The organism is Streptomyces viridosporus, from assembly GCF_002078235.1.
GTDB lineage: Bacteria > Actinomycetota > Actinomycetes > Streptomycetales > Streptomycetaceae > Streptomyces > Streptomyces viridosporus.
The window spans coordinates 1-17354 of record NZ_MSGP01000119.1; the positions used below are offsets into that span (position 1 = coordinate 1).

Below are 17354 nucleotides of genomic sequence, written 5' to 3' on the forward strand. Positions count from 1 at the left end.
CCGCTCCCCCACGCCCCACGCATCCGCCGGCCCGGCCACGAGCAGCAGCCCGCGCCCGCCCTCCTCCGGTTCCCGGGCTTCCGTTCGCGGCACGGCGGGCACGCCTCCCCCGCTGTCGTGCACCTCGACACGTACGCCACGGTCACCGTACGGCAGCAGGCGCAGCAGGAAGCCCCGGCCGGGTGGTACGCCGTGCAGCAGGGCGTTGGTCGCCGGTTCGCTGACGCACAGCAGCACCTCGTCCCCGCGTTCGTGCACACCCCAGTCGTCGAGCGCCCGGCGCGCGAACGCCCTCGCCTCCGGCACGGATCGGCGCTCACGGCGGAAGAAACGCTCACGTGGGGAGGGGGTCTCGGGTGGGGGTGAAGTTTCCTGATTCACGGGACGAGTGTCACGCTCTGTGTCCATCATGGAACAGTCCGCGCACTCGTACGGCTCGGCGGTACGGATACGCGGCAGTGAACGTACGCACACAGGTGGGGAATTCGGCCTCATGGGCACTACGACACGGAGGAACGCCTCGGCGATGAGGATGGTGGGCGCCCTGCTCGCCCTGTACCGACAGGCCGCCGGGCACACACAGAGGTCGCTGGGCGAGCAGTTCGTCATCGGTGAGCAGCAGATCGCGTCGATCGAGCAGGGCAGGCGGCCGCTGAAGCCGGACCTCGCCGAACAGCTCGACGAATTCCTCGGCACCAAGGGCGCGTTGTCGGTCGCACTGAGCAGGATGCCGGAGGTGGACCTGGTTCCGTTGTGGGCGGAGGAGTTCCTGGACCGGGAACGGGAGGCCATCGCCATCTCGTCGTACGAGAACCAGGTGTTGCCCGGCCTGCTCCAGACGGAGGCGTACACGCAGGCGGTGTTCCGCAGTCGAGTGCCGTTCTACGACGAGGACACGATCGCCCGGTTGGCAGCGGCGCGCATCGAACGCCAGGGGATTCTGCACGGCAAGGACGCACCCATCACCTGCTTCGTGATCTGGGAGCCGGCGGTGCGGGCGCCGATCGGCGGGAGAGACGTGTGGGCCGAGCAGCTCCGCCACCTGCTGGCGTGCTCCGACCTGCCGGGCCTCATGCTCCAGGTCCTGCCCTTGAACCGGACCAGCCACGCCTCGCTCGACGGTCCGTTCGTACTGCTGGAAACGCCCGAACACCAACGCCTCGCCTATACGGAGAACCAGCGCGGCAGCCAACTGATCGCCGACCCCGACGAGGTGGCGATCCTCACGCAGAAGTGTGCGATGCTGCGGTCACAGGCCCTCACGCCTGAGGACACAAGGGATCTACTGGACCGTCTTCCAGGAGAGGCATGAGCAGCGACGTGCTTGAGTGGTTCAAGTCGAGCTACAGCGGCAGCGAAGGCGGCAACTGCCTCGAAGTCGCCTACACCTGGCGCAAGTCAAGCCACAGCAGCGACGAAGGCGGCGCCTGCCTAGAGATCGCCGCCCACCCCACCGCCATCCACATCCGTGACTCCAAGACCCCCGACGCCCCCCGCCTCACCGTCGCCCCGGAAACCTGGATCGCGTTCCTGTCCGTACCGTCGGAGAACACCGACGTGGTGTAGCCACCAGGCAGGCAGCCGCGCCCTGTTGGCGGTACCGGGCCACTGTGGCAGGGGACGGGGTTCACAAGGCCTCCGCCGGTCATTGCAACAGGACGGACCTATCTCGTTCCCATGTCCAGCGTCCAGTAGTGGCCCCACGGGCCGCCCTGGTGATGTCCCAGGCCGGCCTCCAGTGTTTCGCGCCTGAGGATGGCGTTGCGGTGTCCCCAGCCGAACGGCGCGTCGTCCTGCATCCAGAAGCGCACCACCTCCTCCGCGGTGGTGAACCCCACGGCCACGTTCTCCGCCCGCCAGGTGCGGTAACCGGCCTGCTCCATGGGCTCTCCGGCCTCCCAGACCAGCCTTCCGTCGGGACCGCGGTGCATGTTGTCGCCGGTGACGACCCAATCCCTCGGCTGACCCTTCAGAAAGAGGTCGTGGGCGTTCGCTATATCCGTCAACTGCGCCGAACGGTTGAAACCTCTGGTGCACCCGTTCATCGTCGCGCCTGCGGAGTTTCCATGGGGCGGGTACTTCTCCGGATGCTGCCGCGCGTCGTTGATCAAGTCGAAACTCACTTCGGACTCCTCGGGGGAGATTCTGCGCCGGCTCACGAGACAGCGGCCGACATCGAGTTCGCGGGGCCGTCGACCTGCCGTCAGGCCGGTCGATCAGGAGCGTCAAAGGAACTACGGAACTGACGTCCGAACAGTTTCCTGTTCCCGGGTTGACGGCAACCGCCCCTCAGACGTCACCGTATGTCCGACCGGCCGGGGCTGCGGTTGCCACCGCACCGCGCAGCGGCCTTGCCCCCTCACGCATGGCCCATCATGTGCGCGACGCAAGGTCGCGTACGGTTCACGACCGGTCGTCCTTTCCTTTTGATTCTCGCGGACAGGACGCGACTTTGCACCTTGTATCGCACGGCACTTGCGATGGTGCTCTCGTCGTAGTAGCCGAGGTCATGACCGTTCGGACAATGGCCGCGCGGGGAAGAGAGCGGTGGTGGTGGTCCCGTGGCGCCGGTCCCGGCGGGTCACGAAAACGCCGACGCCGAGCTGGCGCAGCAAGGACAGAGAACACCGGCCCTTTCGAGGCCAAGGTTCCCGGCTGCCCTGTGATCAGACTTTGCGTCGGTGCTGCACCGACCGGACGCCAATCGGCCTTGACGGCACCACGCTTTCAAGTTCAGTGGTGATCTGCGGTTACAGGGCGGTCGGCCGAACCGAGCCTCATCGGGCCCGGTTGGGCGGCCGTGACATGGGGTCGGCAATCGGTTCCCGAGGGGCGGGTGGATCGTGCCATCAGCCTGATGTGAGGCGACTCCCGTTGCGCGTCGGCCCGATCATCACGGTTGCGGCGCTCACGGTAGAGCGATGGAGATCCCAGCGGTGCCGGAAACTCATCGTGGTCTGTGCCGGCACGGAGTGTGCAGCGCCTTGTCACGCACGTGCAGCTAGATGCGCCGGCCTGCGAAGCGTCGCATCCTGAAAAAAAGGAGTACGCGATCTCTCTTCAGTCCACTAAGAGTTGATCCGTTAACGACAGTTGATCGCTTCTTCCTGGCGGCCATTGGGTGGGAGGCCCGAGACCATGCCTAGGATCCCGACAAGCGCAGGAAGCACGGCGTGAACGTGCAGGCCGTCGCCCGCCCGGACGGCACCCCACTCTGGTTCTCTCGGCTCGCTCGACGCTCAGGATGAGAAACTCTTACTGATGCGCACCGGTCAGCCGACCTCCCCTCTGGCCTGTGCGAGCACGGGTCGACGGCGTGGCCGAGCGGGTCCGCGAAGGCGCCAAGGAACCCCCATTCTCCCGTGTCCGCCTCGACCACCCCGAAGAGGTCCTCTCCACATCCGTCAGATCACTGCGGGAGAACACCTGGACCGTCTCCTGCGTCCACCTGCCCAGGTTTCACCGGTGAGTTGAGGGATGCTTCAAAACGACGCGGACCACGGAGTCGGCGAAGTCACGCGCCTTCGCCATCCTCGGAGATCATTCCGGACGATTCACGGCCCCTGCGGTCCGGTCAGGACGTGTCCTCCGAGACCCGAGGAACTGTGACGCCCCTATCAGGACGGCACCGCCCAGGAAGAGCGGCACATAGACCTCGACAGGGGTGAGGCGTGCGGTCGCGAGCCCTCCGGCCAGCACTAGGGCGCCGACGCCCCACAGCCCGGGGCGGCTCACACTGCCGCGAAGCCAGGGCAGGACAACCCGGCCGGTCACCAGGGCCACCGCCCCCGCCACCCCGAGCACCAACGCCATCACCAGACCGACGGCCAGAAAGAACGTGGACATGCGCCCCCCTTGATCACTCCTGCGGCGATCTTCTCAGGAACCCCGGCGCATCACGATGCCCGAACCCGGCAATGTGCGCCCGCTCCGCCTGCCACAGCACCACCCCTCTGTCGCACGGTCGCCGTCCGTTCCGGGGCGCCCGTGGGCAACGGCGCCTTCGTTCCGGAGCCTCCCCCTCGATCCTGGGCCGACAGGAAAGGGGCCGCGGCCCCTCTCGGAGATTATTTCCGGACGGTTCGCGGGCCCCTGGCCCGGCCGGAACGTGCCCGCCGGGGCTCCTCGATGAACTGCGACGCCGTCATCAGGGAGAGACCGACCAGAATCAGCGGCATGTTGCCCCCGAAGGGCATGAAGCGCGTGGCCGCGAGCCCTCCGGCCAGCAGGAGCGCGCCGGCCCCCCACAAACCGGGACGGCCCGCACTGTCGCGGAACCAGGGCAGCACGATCCGGCCGGCCACCAGGGCCACCGCCCCCGCCACCCCGAGCACCAACGCCATCACCAGACCGACGGCCAGAAAGAACGTGGTCACGCGCCCCCCTTGATCATTCCCGCGATGATCATCTCAGCTTTTCACTTGATCTCGCAGGTCAGTTACGGTGCGGTCTCCGGCTCGACCGTCGGCGGGTTCCCCGGAGTGAGGACGAAAGCCGCCTGGGAGGTCGCGCGGACAGGTACTCCGTGACGACGAGTTCCTCGTGCCCGGGAGCTCTGGCGAACGGATCCATGAGCAAGGGCATGGATGGCGAGGGCATGAGGCATCAGGCGAACGCCCGACCCGAGTGCCCCTCCCTGGTAACGTTCGCGGCATGTCTGCTGCTTCGTGCGCGGCCGCTTGTGCCGCAGTGACCAGGACGTCCCGCTAGCGGCGGGGCGTTCGACTCACGTCTTCCTGAACGTCCAGCCGCTTCGCGATCAGACCGGAGCGGCACGTTCGTGCTGCTCAGAGCTTCCTCTGAGCAACGGAGCACCTGATGTTCCCAGACAGCCTTTCTCCACACGGGCACAGCCCGTCCTCTGCGCGCGCATGGCTGGTGCTGTGCGCGATGTCCATGCTGCAGTTCTTCATCGCGGTCGACGTGACCGTGGTCAACATCGCCCTGCCCTCGATCGGCGCCGGCTTCGGCGTCGACGGGCACGCTCTGACCTGGGTCGTGGTCGGGTACACGGTCACCGGTGGCGGGATGTTGATGCTCGGCGGCCGGCTGGGCGATCTGCTCGGGCGGCGGCGCGTGCTGCTGCTCGGCACCGGCCTGTTCGGCGCCGCTTCCCTGCTGGCGGGCCTGGCACCCGCTTTTGCTCTGCTGGTGGTCGCGCGCCTGCTGCAGGGCGCCGGTGAGGCCATCGCGCTGCCTGCCGCGATGGCCACCGTCGTCCTGATGTTCCCCGAAGGCCCGCGTCGGTCGCGGGCCCTGAGCGTGTGGGCGGCGGTGGCCAGCTGCGGCCTGGTGCTCGGTTTCCTCCTGTCCGGACTCATCACCGCCCACCTGGGGTGGCGGTGGATCTTTCTGGTCTCGGTTCCGTTCATCCTGGTCGTGCTGCTGGCGGCCGTCTTCCTGGTCGAGGGGGACCGGCCCGTGGCCGAGGACGCCCCGCCGCTGGACCTTCCGGGCGCGCTGCTGCTGACCGCCTGCCCGCTGCTGTTCACCTTCGGCGTGGTCGAGGCCGGTGAACCCGAAACGCCCGCATGGGTGGCCCCGGCGGCGCTGGCCGGGGCGGTGGCCGCCGGGGCCGGGTTCGTGCGTGTCGAGGCACGCTCGCGCAACCCGCTGCTGCCCCCGCGCTTCTTCGCCCACCGCGCGCGGGTGGCGGCCAACCTGACCACGATGCTGCTGAGCGGGGGGTTGTCGACCTCGTTCCTGCTGTTCACCTTCTATCTGCAGGACCGGTTGGGCATCGGCCCGCTGGGCGCGGGCCTGACGATGCTGCCCCTGGCGGTCTCGCTGATCGTGTTCTCCGTGCTCGTGCCTCGCCTGCTGGGCCGCTGGGGAGCGCGCGCGTGTGTGCTGGCCGGCATCGGGTTCACCACGGCCGCGATGGCCGCGATCGCGCTCGTCTCGGCCCTGCGGGCAGGCGGGGTGGCGATGATCCCGGCCATGCTCCTGATCTCGGCCGGGATGGGGTTCGGCATCGTGGGGCTGCAGTACGTCGCGGTCAGCGGCGTCACCGAGGACGACGCCGGGATCGCCTCGGGCGTCCAGCGCGCGGCTGACCAGTTGGGCGGTGCGACCGGGGTGGCCGTCTGCGTCGGGATCGGGTTCGCTCCGACCCTGCACTCCCTCGATCCGTTCCTGGTCGCCACCCTGCTGGCCGCCGCAGGGCTCGTGACCGGTGCGGTCGTGGCCCGGCGCATGCCCGCGCCGGCTCCCGCGGCGAACCCGCGGGAACAGGCCGGGTGATCTCCGCCCCGCCGGGGTGCGCCGCCCCGACCGTCGAGGTGGCGCACCCCGGCGGGACCTGCCGGTCGACGTCCTCCACGGCCGGGCGAAGGTCGCGTCCCGTCCCGCCCTCCTCCCCCACCGACCCGTCGCAGGACCGGTTCCGAGCCCTCCTGCCCCGGCGGGAGGCGGCCGCTCGTCCGCCGGGCTGCCACCGTCCCCGCGTCCCCGGCCGGGTCGTGTCCGACGAGCTCCCGGCCCGCCTCGTACTCGGAGGCACCCACCAGTCGAACCGCGGCTGCCCGAAGGGCGGGCCGTGCGCCGCGAGCGGGCTCAGGCGGGCAGCCTCGTGTCGACGACGAAGCTGATCTCGACGACCTGGCCGGGCAAGGTCAGTTCAGTGATGCCCAAGACCGTGCTGGCCGGGCGGTGGTCGCCGAAGTACCCCAGGTTGCCCTTCGCCGTCGCCGCGGCGTTCTGCCGCAGGTCCACCACGTACAAGGTCTGTGAGACGACCTGGTTCCGGGTGGCGCCGTAGTGGTCCAGGACCTTGTCCATGTTGGCGTAGGTCTGCTCGAGCTGGGCGGCGAAGTCGCCCGCGTGGAGGAACTCGCCTGCCTCGTCGAACGAGAGCTGTCCGGAGACGTGGATCAGCTCGCCGGACTTGATCGCCTGTGAGTAGCCGAAGTCGCTCTCGGCCGGCACGTTGTAGTTGAAGACATCAATGGTGGCCACGGTGCTCGCCCTTCCGGTGTGCTCTCTTGTAGTTACTCGGAAACTGTAGGAGAGTGTCGGCCGACCTGGAAGAACGCACTTTTCAGTGACAGGGGAACCTCATGGTGACCAAGCAGCTGCTCAAGGGTCTGCCCGAGGACGCCGACCTGAGGCGCGCGGACTCCCTGGCGCGGGAGATCTTCTCGGACGTCGCCAACAAGTGGGCGCTCCTGATCATCGAGGCGCTCGGCGAGCGCACCCTGCGCTTCAGCGAACTGCGCGACGAGGTCGAGGGCGTCAGCCACAAGATGCTCACCCAGAACCTGCGCATGCTCGAGCGCAACGGTCTGGTCAGCCGGAAGGTGCACCCCACCGTGCCGCCGCGGGTCGAGTACACCCTCACCGAGCCGGGCCGGGCCCTGCGCGCCACGGTCGACGCCATGTGCGGCTGGACCCACCGGTACCTCGGTCACATCGAGGACGCACGCCGCCGCTTCGACGCCTGACGGGCGCACGCCGCCGCGCTTTCCGGTGGCGCGCCTCCTCGGCCGCTCCCCCCGTCGGCGGCCGCCGGTTCGGTCCGCGCTCCCCCCGGTGCCGGGCCGTCGTACCGCCCGGTGCCGCGGGTTCGGGAACAGGTGCTCCGGCGTCGGGGCGTCGGCGCCGGAACCACGGTCCCCTCCCCCTCAGCTCCGGCGGAGCGCACCGCTGCGGCGCAGCCGGCGGACCACCGACCGGAGTTCCGGGGCCGAAGCGGGCGCGGGCTCCCCGGTGGCGGTGGCGGTCGCGGTCCACAGGGCGAGTTCGCGGTCCCGTGGGCCGTGGGCGAGGTGCGGCTCGCCGTCGCCGAAGACCCGGACGGGGTGTCCGGCGTCCCACCGCTCCCACCCGGGCGAACCGTCGGAGACGAACCGCACCCATGCTCCGTGCATCGCCTCGGCCAGTTCCCGCGGCGCGCCCTCGCCGGCGAGTTTGCGGGCGTCGGGCTCGTCCCCGCTGTCGAAGACGAAGCCCAGCTCCAGGGCGTGGCAGGCCCCCAGGCGGGGCCGGTCGGACGGCCAGGCGAACTCGTAGACGTACGACGGCTCCGTGCGGCCGTCGACGAGGCGGTGCAGCGGGAGGCGCAGCAGGTGGTCGGTGACCATCTGCCCGACGATCTCGGCGGTGCCGGCCTCCGGGTGCAGGGCGCGGTAGCCGCGCGGGACCTCGCTGCCGCAGCGGCAGCGGGCCATCGCGCCGGCCAGGGCGACCGCGCCGAGGCGGTCGACGCGGTCCAGGAGGCCGCCGGGGACGAGCCAGAGCCGGTACTCGTCGCGGGTCCAGCCGGTCAGGAGCCCGACACCGGGGGCCGCGCCGTCCGTCAGCGCCTCCAGGGGGTCGCGCGGGACGAGGTCGCCGTCGACGACGATGCCGAAGGCGGGGCCGCCGAGCAGCGGGCTGCCGAGCCGGCCGACGTCGGCCTGGACGCGGAGCAGGTGCCCGCGGTCGACGGCGGCGAAGGCCTCGGCGGTGGCGGGGACCTTCAGCCGGTTCGCCATGCGGCGGACCACCCGCCGCACCCTGTCCCGGTCGGTCGCCTCCGGCGGGCCGCTCTGCAGGACGGCCCGCCGGACCAGCCCCCGGGCCTGCGGGGCGGCGACGAGCGCGCCGGTGCTGATCGCCCCGGCGGACTGGCCGCCCAGGGTGACGCGGTCGGGGTCGCCGCCGAAGGCCGCGATCGCCTCGTGGACCCAGCGCAGGGCGGCGAGCTGGTCGCGCAGGCCGGGGTTGGCGGGGGCGTCCGGGAACAGGCCGTAGCCCTCGACGCCGAGGCGGTAGTTGACCGACACGAACACCACGCCGTCGCGGGCGAAGGTCCGCCCGTCGTACACGGGGACGGCGGAGGAGCCCCTGGTCAGGGCGCCGCCGTGCAGCCACACGAACACCGGCAGCCGGGCTCCGGGGGACGGGTCCGGGGTCCACACGTTCAGGTTGAGGCAGTCGTCGCCGGGCACGACCGGGTCGGACAGGTACTGCGCGAAGGCCTCGGAGTACGGCGGCTTCGGGGCCGTCGGCCCGAAGGCACCGGCGTCGCGCACGCCGTCCCACGGTTCCGGCGGGACGGGCGGCCGGAATCTGCGGGGGCCGAAGGGGGGTGCGGCGTAGGGGATGCCCCGGAACACGGCGACGTCCTGCTCCCACCGGCCGCGCACGGCTCCGTACGGCGTCCTGGTCACGGGGTTCGTCCGGTCTGCCGACATGTGCCCACCAGCCCTTCGACGCACCGTGCTCACGCACCGGCTCTCTTCACCGGTAACACAAGAGCACCACAGCGCTCATCGGTATTCCCCTGTACCCGTACGCGTCCTTCCCGGAAGGGTCGGCCGGATCTAGAGTAGGAAGCGCTTTCTATCCGCGGGAGGGGTGGGATCTCCGATGGCCCGTACGGGCAGTGCGAGCATGGCGGCCGGGCCGACGCTCGCGGTCGTGGCCCGCGAGGCGGGGGTGTCGGTGCCGACCGCGTCCAAGGTGGTCAACGGCCGCCAGGACGTGGCCCCGGAGACCCGCCGCCGGGTCACCGAGGCACTGAACCGCCTGGGGTACGTCAGAAGACCCCGGTTCGGCGACGGGAGGATGCCGCACCTGGTGGATCTCGTGGTGCCGTCGCTGGAGGAGTCGGGTTCGGGGGCGGTGCTGCACGGCGCGGAGGAGGCGGCGCACGACGCGGGCCTGGAGATCGTGGTCTCCACGGCCACCCGCCGCGACCGCCCCGACGGTCCGGAGCGGAGCTGGCTGGACCGGCTCGTCGTGCGCGGCTCGTCCGGGGTGCTGTTCCATCTGACCGTGCCGAGCGAACCGCAGCGCAGGTGGCTGGAGCAGCACCGCATCCCCTTCGTGGTGATCGATCCGGTCCTCGACCCCCCGGCGGACGTCGTCTCGGTGGGCGCGGCGAACTGGCAAGGCGGAGTGACGGCGACGGAGCACCTGCTGTCCCTGGGCCACGGACGCATCGCCGTCATCACCGGCGAACGGTCCACGACGTCCGGCGACGCACGGCTCGCCGGCTACCACTCGGCCCTCGTCACGGCGGGCGCACGGCACCGCGCCGAGTACGTCCGGCACGCCGCGCACGACGCGCCCGCGGCCCGCCACCACACGCGCGAACTCCTCGACCTGCCCGAGCCGCCCACGGCCGTCTTCGTCTGCTCGGACCGGATGGCGCCCGGCGTCTACGAGGCCCTGGCCGAGCGGGGCCTGCGCGTCCCGGACGACCTGAGCGTGGTCGGCTTCGACGACCTCCCGGAGGCCCGCTGGCTCACACCCGCCCTGACGACCGTTCGCCGGCCGCGCTCCGAGATGGCGGCGACGGCGCTGCGCCTGCTCCTGCGCATGACGGACGGCCACCGCCCGGAGAGCACCCGCACGGAACTGTCGACGCGCCTGGTGGAACGCGCGAGCACGGCGCCTCCCGGGTCCCGTCCGGGCGCTCACGGCTGACGGGCGGCGCCGTGCCCCGGTACGGCCGCGCCGCGACGCCCGGCCGGCGGCGGAATCCGGCCGGTGAGGCCCCGCCCGGTACGGCGTGACACAGGTCACGGCGGTGCGGGCCCGATCTTGGAATGCGCGGCGCGCCGCTCTTGCTCCACTCCTAGTGGGCTTGCCCTGCCCTGGGGCGCGTCGGGCAACGGTGCTCAGCGCGACCGGCCACGAGAGCCGGGGACGACCTCGGTCCTCCCTCTCCCCTGATCCCGGCCCGCTGTCTTCGAAAGGTTCCTCCGCACCATGCCACTGGCTCTGCTGGCCCTGGCCGTCGTCGCGTTCGGCCTCGGCACGACCGAGTTCGCCACGATGGGGCTGCTGCCCCAGATCGCCGACGGGGTCGGCGTCTCCGTACCGGACGCCGGCAACCTCGTCTCGGCCTACGCGCTCGGTGTGGTCGTCGGCGCCCCCCTGCTGACGGGCATCGGTGCGCGCGTGCCCCACAAGCGGCTGCTGCTGCTCCTGTCCGGGCTGTTCGTGGTCGGCAACGTCGCGTCCGCGCTCGCCCCCGGCTTCGGCCTGCTCTTCGGCGCGCGTTTCCTGACGGGGCTGCCGCACGGGGCGCTGTTCGGTGTGGGCGCCGTCGTGGCCTCCCGGCTGGTCGCTCCCGACCGGGCCGCACGCGCCGTCTCGAGGATGTTCCTCGGTCTCACCGTCGCGAACATCGTCGGCGTCCCGGCCGGCACGGCCCTCGGCCAGCAGCTGGGCTGGCGGTCCGCCTACCTCGCGATCTCCGTCATCGGTCTCGTCGCCCTCGCCGCGCTGGCCCTCTTCGTGCCCCACCAGCCCCGCGGCCGGCAGTCCGGCATCCGGCACGAGCTGCGGGCCATGGGCAACCGGCAGGTCGCGATCGGCCTGGCCGTCGCCGTGGTGGGATTCGGCGGCTTCTTCGCCGTCTACAGCTACCTGGTGCCCATCCTGACGGAGGTGACGGGCCTCTCCGACTCCTCGACCACCCTGGTCCTCGCGCTCTACGGCGTCGGCATGACGCTCGGCACGCTGGTCGCGGGCCCCCTGACGGACCGCGCCCTGCGCCCGACGCTGTACGCGGGGCTCGCCCTGCTCGCCGCGGCGCTGGTGACGTTCTCCTTCACCGTCCACAGCACCGTGCCCGCCCTGGTGACGATCACCTTCATCGGTGCGCTGGGCTCCTTCATCACCACGCCCGTCCAGATGCTGCTCATGGCCAAGGCGAAGGACGCCCCGACGATGGCGGCGGCCTCCAACCACTCCGCCTTCAACCTGGCCAACGCGGGCGGCGCCTGGCTCGGCGGCCTGGCCCTCTCGGCGGGCTGGGGCTGGACCTCCCCCGCCCTGGTCGGCGCCGCTCTCGCCCTGGCCGGTCTCGGCCTCGCCCTCACGGGCGGCCTCCTGAACCGGGACGGCCGCCGCTCCGAGGTGATCACTTCGTCCGGCGCGGGAGCCGCCGCGGAAGCCGGACCCGTTCCGGCGGCCCACCGCACGGGCGATTCCGCCTCCTAGGGGCGCGGCGCGGCCGCCCAGGTGATCCCGCCGTGCAGATGGGCGCGGAAGGCGGGGTCGTCGTAGGCCTCGGCGGCGTGCCCGAACGCGGTGTAGAAGACCCGCCCGGCGCCCTGCTCGCGGCACCAGGCCAGCGGGTGGTCGTCGCCCATGCCGCCGCCGTCGTACGACGACTCGTCGGCGGAGACGAGGACCCGCGCGGTGGGACGCGGGGTGGTGCGGAAGTCGTACCACTCGTCGGTGAACTCCCACACCGGCGGCAGGTGCCGGGTCGCCGGGTGGTCGCGGTCCTCGACCACGGCGCGTCCCGGCTGGTGGGCCGGGTGCCGGTCGAAGCGGGCGCCGAGCAGCTCGCCGTAGTACGGCCAGTCGTACTCGGTGCAGGCGGCGGCGTGCACCCCGACGAACCCGCCGCCCGCCTCGACGTACGCCGCGAGCCGCTCCCGTCCGGCCGGGGTGAGCACCTCGCCGCTGGTGGAGAGGAACACGACGGCGGCGTACCGGCCGTCCAGCGGCTCCTCGAAGGCGGCGGGGTCCTCGGTGGCGTCGACGTCGAAGCCGCCGAGGGTGCGCAGGGCGGCGACGCCGGCCGGGATGGAGTCGTGCCGGTAGTCGGTGGTACGGGTGTAGACGAGGAGCGCGGGGGCGGACGTGCGCCCGGGCCCGTGCCGGCCGGCCCGCACCCTCAGCCGCCCGCGTCCACGTCGTTGCGGGGCGCCCCGTCACCGGCCGGCGGCAGATCGCCGCGCTCGACGGGTCCGGTCGGCGCCGCGCCGTCGGCGGGCGCGGGCGGCAGCAGCTCGGTGACCTCCTCGCCGGACGGCCGGTGAGCGTCCCGCGCCGCCTCGTGCAGGACGTCGCGGGAGACGTCCGCGTCGCCCTCGAGCCGTACGACGTGGCCCTCCTTCACGACGGCGTACTCGTGCGTCCCCCGTCCGGAGCGGTACCAGACCCCCTCCTCGACCAACTCGCACATCTGCTGTCCCGCGGCGCACTCGGTGGGGGACATCGTGCCCCGGTCCACGTACAGCCGCAGCTGCCCGCCCTCCTGCCGCGAGACGTACGTGGCGGAGAAACCGTCCCCGCCGTACACCCCGACGGACTGCCGGGCGAGCGTGAACCCGGGTGCCCCGGTGACGTAGACGAGCTCCGGGGCGATGCCCAGCGCACCGGCGCGGGCGACGAGTTCGGCGGTGGGGGCGTCGGCGTCCCGTGTCTCCCCCTGCACGCTCCGCTCACTGCCGCAGGCGGTGAGCAGCAGCGGGGCGAGCAGCAACAGCGGCAGCGAACGCACGGTACGGATCATGCGCCCATCCAACCGGACGCGGGCCGCCGGTGTCCGGTTTCTTCAAGACCGGGTCGGCGAAACGGCCCTACGGTGGCCGCATGAGTGCACGATTCGATGCCATCGGGCTGGTCGTCTCCGACATGGCCGCCTCCGTCGCCTTCTACCGCCGGCTCGGGTTCGCGTTCCCCGAGGGCGCCGAGGAGCAGGGGCACGCGGAGGCGGAGCTGCCCGGTGGGCTGCGGTTGCTGTTGGACACCGAGGACGTGGTCCGGTCGTTCCACGCCGGGTGGCGGGCGCCCACCGGCGGCGGGCGCACCTCCCTCGCCCTGCGGTGCGACGGTCCGGAGGAGGTGGACGCCCTGTACGACGAGTTGGTCGCCGGTGGGCACCACGGGGAGCTGAAGCCGTGGGACGCCGTGTGGGGCCAGCGGTACGCGGTGGTGCTCGACCCGGACGGGAACGGGGTCGATCTGTTCGCTCCGCTAGCCGCGGGCGGCCAGTAGCTCGCCCAGCGGCAGCCCCGTCAAGTCCCGTACGTCGCGGGACAGGTGGGCCTGGTCCGCGTAGCCGGTCCGGGCGGCCGTCTCCGCGAACGGGGTGCCCGAGCGGGCCAGGGCCAGGGCGCGGCGCAGCCGGAGGATGCGGGCCAGGGTCTTGGGGCCGTAGCCGAACGCGGCCAGCGAACGGCGGTGCAGCTGGCGGGCGCTCAGGCCGAGTCCGTCGGCGGCCGCGGCGACCGGGCGGCCGGCGTCCAGGGCGGTCACGATGCGGCCCAGCACGGGGTCGGGAGGGGTGGTTTCCGCGGCCCGGCGCAGGGCCAGGTCCTCCAGGCCGCGTGCCGGGTCGTCCGCCGCGTTCACCCGGGCGGTCATGCGGCGCACGTCGGCCGCCGGCCACAGGTCCGCCAGGTCGACGCGGCGGTCGCGCAGTTCGTGTGCGGGGACGCCGAGCAGGGCGGGGGCCGTGCCGGGACCGAAGCGGACGCCCGCCCAGGTGCTCGGCGGCCCCTCGGTGAGGTGCGCGCGGGTGTCGGGGCCGGCGACCAGCAGGCGCCCCTCGTGCCAGAGGAGGTCCATGCAGCCGTCGGGCAGCACCCGGCCCCCCTCGGTCCCGGACGGGGTGTTGGTCCACACGACCGCTCCCGTCAGCCGCGACGCCCGTTCGCTGTACACATCCGCCAGGCTACGCCCCGGGTGTGCGGCCCGGTGGCGTCAGCGGTCCCGGCCGGTGCGCACGGGGGCCTCCGACGTGTTCCCGGCGACGGCGCCGACGCCGGGCTCCGCCGAGGTGCTCCCGGACGCCACCTCGCCCCGCGGTTGCCTGACGGCCTTCGGTGCCGGGGCCGCGCCGGCCGCGGCCTGAGCCCTCGCGCATCGGCACTGTTCGCCGGGGGGGGCGCTCAGGCCGCCCGCGTCCGCCACTCCTGCGGGCTGACCCCGTAGGTCCGCTTGAAGGCCGTCGACAGGGCGAACGCGCTGCCGTAGCCGACCCGGCGGGCGATCGCGCCGATCGTGTCGTCGGTGTCGCGCAGCCGGTCCGCGGCGAGGGCGAGGCGCCAGCCGGTGAGGTACGTCATCGGGGGTTCGCCGACGAGTTCCGTGAAGCGGCGGGCCAGGGCCGCACGGGAGACCCCGGCCTTCGCGGCGAGCGCGGCGACCGTCCAGGGATGCGCGGGATCGTCCTGCAGCAGGCGCAGCACCGGGCCCACGACCGGGTCCGCCCGGGCCCGGTACCAGGCGGGCGGCTCCGCCTCCGGCCGGGCGAACCAGGCCCGCAGCGCGGCGATGACCAGCAGGTCGAGCAGCCGGTCCAGGACAACCTCCTGACCGGGTGCGTCGCGCACGACCTCCTCCGCGAGGAGCGGGGTGAGCGGGCAGTCCCACACGTCGGCGGTGAGGGAGAGCAGCGGCGGCAGGGCGTCCAGCAGCCGGCCGCCGATCTCGCCCCGCATCCGGTAGGTGCCGATCAGCATCACCGTCCCGCCGTCCGGCCGGTCGCCCCAGGTGCGGACGCCGAGGTCCATGACCCCGTTGAGGGGGAGGCCGTCGGGGTGGCGGCACTCCCCGCCCGGCAGGATCAGCGCCTGGGGTGCCGTGCCGGGGGTGTCGGCGCAGGTGTAGGGGTCCGGACCGCGTGCGACGGCGAGGTCGCCGGGGCCCAGGCGGAGCCGTTCGCCCCGGTCCGGCAGGATCCACGCCTCGCCGCGGACCACCAGCATCACCGTCAGCGGGGCCTCGTCCTCCACGCGGACCGCCCACGGCGGGTCGAAACACGCCCTGATCATGAACGCGCCCCGCGCGCGAGGGCCCTCCAGCAGGCCGGTGAGAGCGTCCATGCAGGCAGCGTAGACGCAGGCTCGGGGGGCGGGCCCCGTTCGACGACGTCCCCTCGCGGCGCGCGGCACTTCACCGGACGGCACGGCGCAAGAGGCGCGCGGTACGGAGGACGAGGACGAGAGGGACACGGAGGGCGGGAGGGACACGGATGCCGTGCGGGGCTCCGCCGGCTCCGTGCGGGAGGAGGCGGCCGCGGACACCCGGACGCGATGACGCCGGCCCGGGGGGAGCCGGTGCCTCACTTCTCCTCGTCCGGTGGTCCCTCCCCGTTCTTCGGGTGGGTGTTCTTCGCGTGGGCACGCAGCCGTGCCGTGACGTCCTCCGGCGGCAGGAAGCGGGACCAGCGCTCGGGGAACTCGGCGGGCATGTCGGGGTCGGCCTCGTCGGCCGCGGCGGCGGTGCGGGCGACGTACTCGGCGACCTGGGCCTGGCGGATCCGCTCGTTGGCCTCGCGGGCCGCGGCCGTCGCCGCGGCCGGCCAGACCCGGTCGATGGCGGCGTTGACCGCGGCGCCGACGAGGACGGCGAACGCGGACACACCGATCCACAGCAGCACGGCGACGGGGGCCGCGAGGGAGCCGTAGATGGTGGGGCCCTCGACCGTGCTGGTCAGGTAGAGCCGCAGCAGGAAGCTGCCCAGCACCCACATGGCGAGGGCGACCAGCGCGCCGGGCACGTCCTCGATCCACGGGGAGCGCACGGGCACGGAGACGTGGTACAGCGTGGTCAGGAAGGCGACGGACAGCAGGATCACGACCGGCCAGTACAGGATCTGGACGAGCGTCGTCGACCAGGGCACGATCCGGACGACCGCGTCCGGGCCGGCCACCATCAGCGGCAGCGCGACCGACCCGATCAGCAGGGCCACGATGAACAGCAGGAAGGCCAGCAGCCGGGTCTTGACGATGCCCCGCACCCCGTCGAGGCCGTACATGACGGTGATGGTGTCGATGAAGACGTTCACCGCGCGGGAGCCCGACCACACGGCGATCAGGAAGCCGAGGGAGATGACGTCGGGCCGGCCCCCTTTGGTCACGTCCCGCAGGATCGGCTCCGCGATGTCGTTCACGCCCTTGTCGGACAGCACCGTGCGGGAGGCGTCCAGGAGGTTGCGCTGCACGCTCTGGATCGTGTCGGCTCCGGTCCAGGCGTCGACGTAGCCGAGCAGGCCGATCAGGCTGAGCAGCAGCGGGGGCACCGACAGCAGCGTGAAGAACGCCGCCTCGGCCGCCAGGCCCAGGATGCGGTACTCCATGCACGAATTGACGGTGTCCTTGAGCAGCAGCCAGGCGGTCCTGCGTTTGGAGACGTTCCGATAGAGGGCCCGGGCCCGGTGGAGTCGGCCGGAGATCTCGTCGGGGGGTTCACTTGCTGGCTGCACGTCCTAAAGGTATCCGTCGTGCCTGGTCGCACTCACCCGCAGGCGGAATCACCGGGTGCGGCATCCCTGCCGCGGGGTACGTTCGACGCATGGCACGCACCACGCACACCGTGACCAACCAGGCTCCGCCGCTGGTGCAGTACGACGTGTTCGGCGCCGACCGGGCCCTGGCGGAGGCGGTCGGGCGGCACCTGGGACCGGAGGTGCGGGACGAGGCGCTGGCCGAGCTGTCGGGGTTCGGGCGGACCGCCGGGTCCGCCCAGGTCCAGGAGTGGGGGATCCAGGCCAACGAGCATCCGCCGCGGCTGCGCACCCACGACCGCTACGGTCACCGGATCGACGAGGTCGACTTCCACCCGGCCTGGCACCGGCTGCTCGGCAAGGGCGTCTCGGCGGGGACCGCCGCGTGGGT

At 72.4% G+C, this 17354-nt stretch carries 18 protein-coding genes and 1 pseudogene; 8 read left to right on the forward strand and 11 right to left on the reverse strand.

Annotation, left to right across the window (positions count from 1 at the left end; translation table 11 throughout):
• Window positions 1-306: ATP-binding protein (locus B7L92_RS08980; RefSeq protein WP_081236910.1), on the reverse strand; the 306-nt coding region annotated here is incomplete at its 3' end.
• A 187-nt stretch (window positions 307-493) separates the two neighbouring features.
• On the opposite strand from B7L92_RS08980, the gene B7L92_RS08985 reads away from it, so the two are divergent.
• Together B7L92_RS08985 and B7L92_RS08990 are read left to right on the forward strand one after the other, a co-directional pair.
• Window positions 494-1312, forward strand: coding sequence for a helix-turn-helix domain-containing protein (locus B7L92_RS08985; RefSeq protein WP_081236911.1), 819 nt, complete (start codon window positions 494-496; stop codon window positions 1310-1312).
• Window positions 1309-1566, forward strand: coding sequence for a DUF397 domain-containing protein (locus B7L92_RS08990; protein ID WP_081236912.1), 258 nt, complete (start codon window positions 1309-1311; stop codon window positions 1564-1566). Before B7L92_RS08985 ends, B7L92_RS08990 begins: the two co-directional genes overlap by 4 nt.
• Before the next feature lie 98 nt (window positions 1567-1664).
• On the opposite strand, the gene B7L92_RS08995 is transcribed toward B7L92_RS08990, so the two are convergent.
• The 3 genes from B7L92_RS08995 to B7L92_RS09005 all read right to left on the reverse strand — a co-directional run bounded on the left by B7L92_RS08995 (window position 1665) and on the right by B7L92_RS09005 (window position 4376).
• Window positions 1665-2123 carry a CAP domain-containing protein gene (locus B7L92_RS08995; RefSeq protein ID WP_081236913.1) on the reverse strand — a complete coding sequence of 153 codons (459 nt, stop codon included), beginning with the start codon at window positions 2121-2123 and terminating at the stop codon, window positions 1665-1667.
• 1417 nt (window positions 2124-3540) lie between these two features.
• On the reverse strand, window positions 3541-3846 hold the full coding sequence (locus B7L92_RS09000; RefSeq protein ID WP_081236914.1) for a hypothetical protein: 306 nt from the start codon (window positions 3844-3846) through the stop codon (window positions 3541-3543).
• A 221-nt stretch (window positions 3847-4067) separates the two neighbouring features.
• Window positions 4068-4376 carry a hypothetical protein gene (locus tag B7L92_RS09005; protein ID WP_081236915.1) on the reverse strand — a complete coding sequence of 103 codons (309 nt, stop codon included), beginning with the start codon at window positions 4374-4376 and terminating at the stop codon, window positions 4068-4070.
• Window positions 4377-4890: 514 nt separating this feature from the next.
• On the opposite strand from B7L92_RS09005, the gene B7L92_RS09010 reads away from it, so the two are divergent.
• Entirely contained in the window at window positions 4891-6243 is a 1353-nt protein-coding gene (locus B7L92_RS09010; protein WP_081236916.1) for an MFS transporter, read from the forward strand.
• Window positions 6244-6555: 312 nt separating this feature from the next.
• Here B7L92_RS09010 and B7L92_RS09015 read toward each other — a convergent pair whose 3' ends face one another.
• Window positions 6556-6957, reverse strand: coding sequence for a RidA family protein (locus B7L92_RS09015; protein ID WP_081236917.1), 402 nt, complete (start codon window positions 6955-6957; stop codon window positions 6556-6558).
• 101 nt (window positions 6958-7058) lie between these two features.
• On the opposite strand from B7L92_RS09015, the gene B7L92_RS09020 reads away from it, so the two are divergent.
• The gene (locus B7L92_RS09020; protein ID WP_081236918.1) at window positions 7059-7442 is read left to right on the forward strand and encodes a winged helix-turn-helix transcriptional regulator; all 384 of its coding nucleotides are present in this window, start codon (window positions 7059-7061) and stop codon (window positions 7440-7442) included.
• A gap of 180 nt (window positions 7443-7622) precedes the next feature.
• Here the strand turns inward: B7L92_RS09020 and B7L92_RS09025 are convergent, their stop codons facing one another.
• The gene (locus tag B7L92_RS09025) at window positions 7623-9176 is read right to left on the reverse strand and encodes a carboxylesterase/lipase family protein (RefSeq protein ID WP_081236919.1); all 1554 of its coding nucleotides are present in this window, start codon (window positions 9174-9176) and stop codon (window positions 7623-7625) included.
• A gap of 175 nt (window positions 9177-9351) precedes the next feature.
• On the opposite strand from B7L92_RS09025, the gene B7L92_RS09030 reads away from it, so the two are divergent.
• Window positions 9352-10413, forward strand: coding sequence for a LacI family DNA-binding transcriptional regulator (locus B7L92_RS09030; protein WP_081236920.1), 1062 nt, complete (start codon window positions 9352-9354; stop codon window positions 10411-10413).
• A gap of 285 nt (window positions 10414-10698) precedes the next feature.
• A complete protein-coding gene (locus B7L92_RS09035) occupies window positions 10699-11937 on the forward strand; it encodes an MFS transporter (RefSeq protein ID WP_081236921.1) in 1239 nt (412 codons plus the stop codon).
• On the opposite strand, the gene B7L92_RS09040 is transcribed toward B7L92_RS09035, so the two are convergent.
• Both B7L92_RS09040 and B7L92_RS09045 read right to left on the reverse strand, forming a co-directional pair.
• Window positions 11934-12620 (reverse strand): ThuA domain-containing protein, encoded by a 687-nt coding sequence (locus B7L92_RS09040; RefSeq protein WP_255310832.1) that lies wholly within the window; start codon window positions 12618-12620, stop codon window positions 11934-11936. The two genes, B7L92_RS09035 and B7L92_RS09040, sit on opposite strands and share 4 nt — an antisense overlap.
• A 2-nt stretch (window positions 12621-12622) precedes the next feature.
• Window positions 12623-13243, reverse strand: coding sequence for a hypothetical protein (locus tag B7L92_RS09045; protein WP_081236923.1), 621 nt, complete (start codon window positions 13241-13243; stop codon window positions 12623-12625).
• A gap of 80 nt (window positions 13244-13323) precedes the next feature.
• Between B7L92_RS09045 and B7L92_RS09050 the strand changes: the two genes are divergently transcribed.
• Complete coding sequence (locus tag B7L92_RS09050; RefSeq protein WP_174703941.1) at window positions 13324-13728, forward strand: VOC family protein; 405 nt, start codon at window positions 13324-13326, stop codon at window positions 13726-13728.
• On the opposite strand, the gene B7L92_RS09055 is transcribed toward B7L92_RS09050, so the two are convergent.
• The 3 genes from B7L92_RS09055 to B7L92_RS09070 form a co-directional block, all read right to left on the reverse strand.
• The gene (locus B7L92_RS09055; RefSeq protein WP_081236925.1) at window positions 13708-14397 is read right to left on the reverse strand and encodes a helix-turn-helix domain-containing protein; all 690 of its coding nucleotides are present in this window, start codon (window positions 14395-14397) and stop codon (window positions 13708-13710) included. The genes B7L92_RS09050 and B7L92_RS09055 overlap by 21 nt on opposite strands.
• Before the next feature lie 227 nt (window positions 14398-14624).
• The gene (locus tag B7L92_RS09065; protein ID WP_081236927.1) at window positions 14625-15560 is read right to left on the reverse strand and encodes an AraC family transcriptional regulator; all 936 of its coding nucleotides are present in this window, start codon (window positions 15558-15560) and stop codon (window positions 14625-14627) included.
• 239 nt (window positions 15561-15799) lie between these two features.
• A complete protein-coding gene (locus B7L92_RS09070) occupies window positions 15800-16942 on the reverse strand; it encodes a YihY/virulence factor BrkB family protein (protein WP_081236928.1) in 1143 nt (380 codons plus the stop codon).
• An 89-nt stretch (window positions 16943-17031) separates the two neighbouring features.
• On the opposite strand from B7L92_RS09070, the pseudogene B7L92_RS09075 reads away from it, so the two are divergent.
• Window positions 17032-17354 (forward strand): annotated as a pseudogene (locus B7L92_RS09075) (DNA alkylation response protein); the annotation flags it as partial.

Bases quoted from the DNA above. Each gene is read 5' to 3' on its own strand.
- B7L92_RS08985 (WP_081236911.1), top strand. From the start codon at position 494: ATGGGCACTACGACACGGAGGAACGCCTCGGCGATGAGGATGGTGGGC.
- B7L92_RS08990 (WP_081236912.1), top strand. From the start codon at position 1,309: ATGAGCAGCGACGTGCTTGAGTGGTTCAAGTCGAGCTACAGCGGCAGC.
- B7L92_RS09000 (WP_081236914.1), bottom strand. From the start codon at position 3,846: ATGTCCACGTTCTTTCTGGCCGTCGGTCTGGTGATGGCGTTGGTGCTC.
- B7L92_RS09010 (WP_081236916.1), top strand. From the start codon at position 4,891: ATGTCCATGCTGCAGTTCTTCATCGCGGTCGACGTGACCGTGGTCAAC.
- B7L92_RS09020 (WP_081236918.1), top strand. From the start codon at position 7,059: ATGGTGACCAAGCAGCTGCTCAAGGGTCTGCCCGAGGACGCCGACCTG.
- B7L92_RS09025 (WP_081236919.1), bottom strand. From the start codon at position 9,176: ATGTCGGCAGACCGGACGAACCCCGTGACCAGGACGCCGTACGGAGCC.
- B7L92_RS09030 (WP_081236920.1), top strand. From the start codon at position 9,352: ATGGCCCGTACGGGCAGTGCGAGCATGGCGGCCGGGCCGACGCTCGCG.
- B7L92_RS09035 (WP_081236921.1), top strand. From the start codon at position 10,699: ATGCCACTGGCTCTGCTGGCCCTGGCCGTCGTCGCGTTCGGCCTCGGC.
- B7L92_RS09045 (WP_081236923.1), bottom strand. From the start codon at position 13,243: ATGATCCGTACCGTGCGTTCGCTGCCGCTGTTGCTGCTCGCCCCGCTG.
- B7L92_RS09050 (WP_174703941.1), top strand. From the start codon at position 13,324: ATGAGTGCACGATTCGATGCCATCGGGCTGGTCGTCTCCGACATGGCC.
- B7L92_RS09065 (WP_081236927.1), bottom strand. From the start codon at position 15,560: ATGGACGCTCTCACCGGCCTGCTGGAGGGCCCTCGCGCGCGGGGCGCG.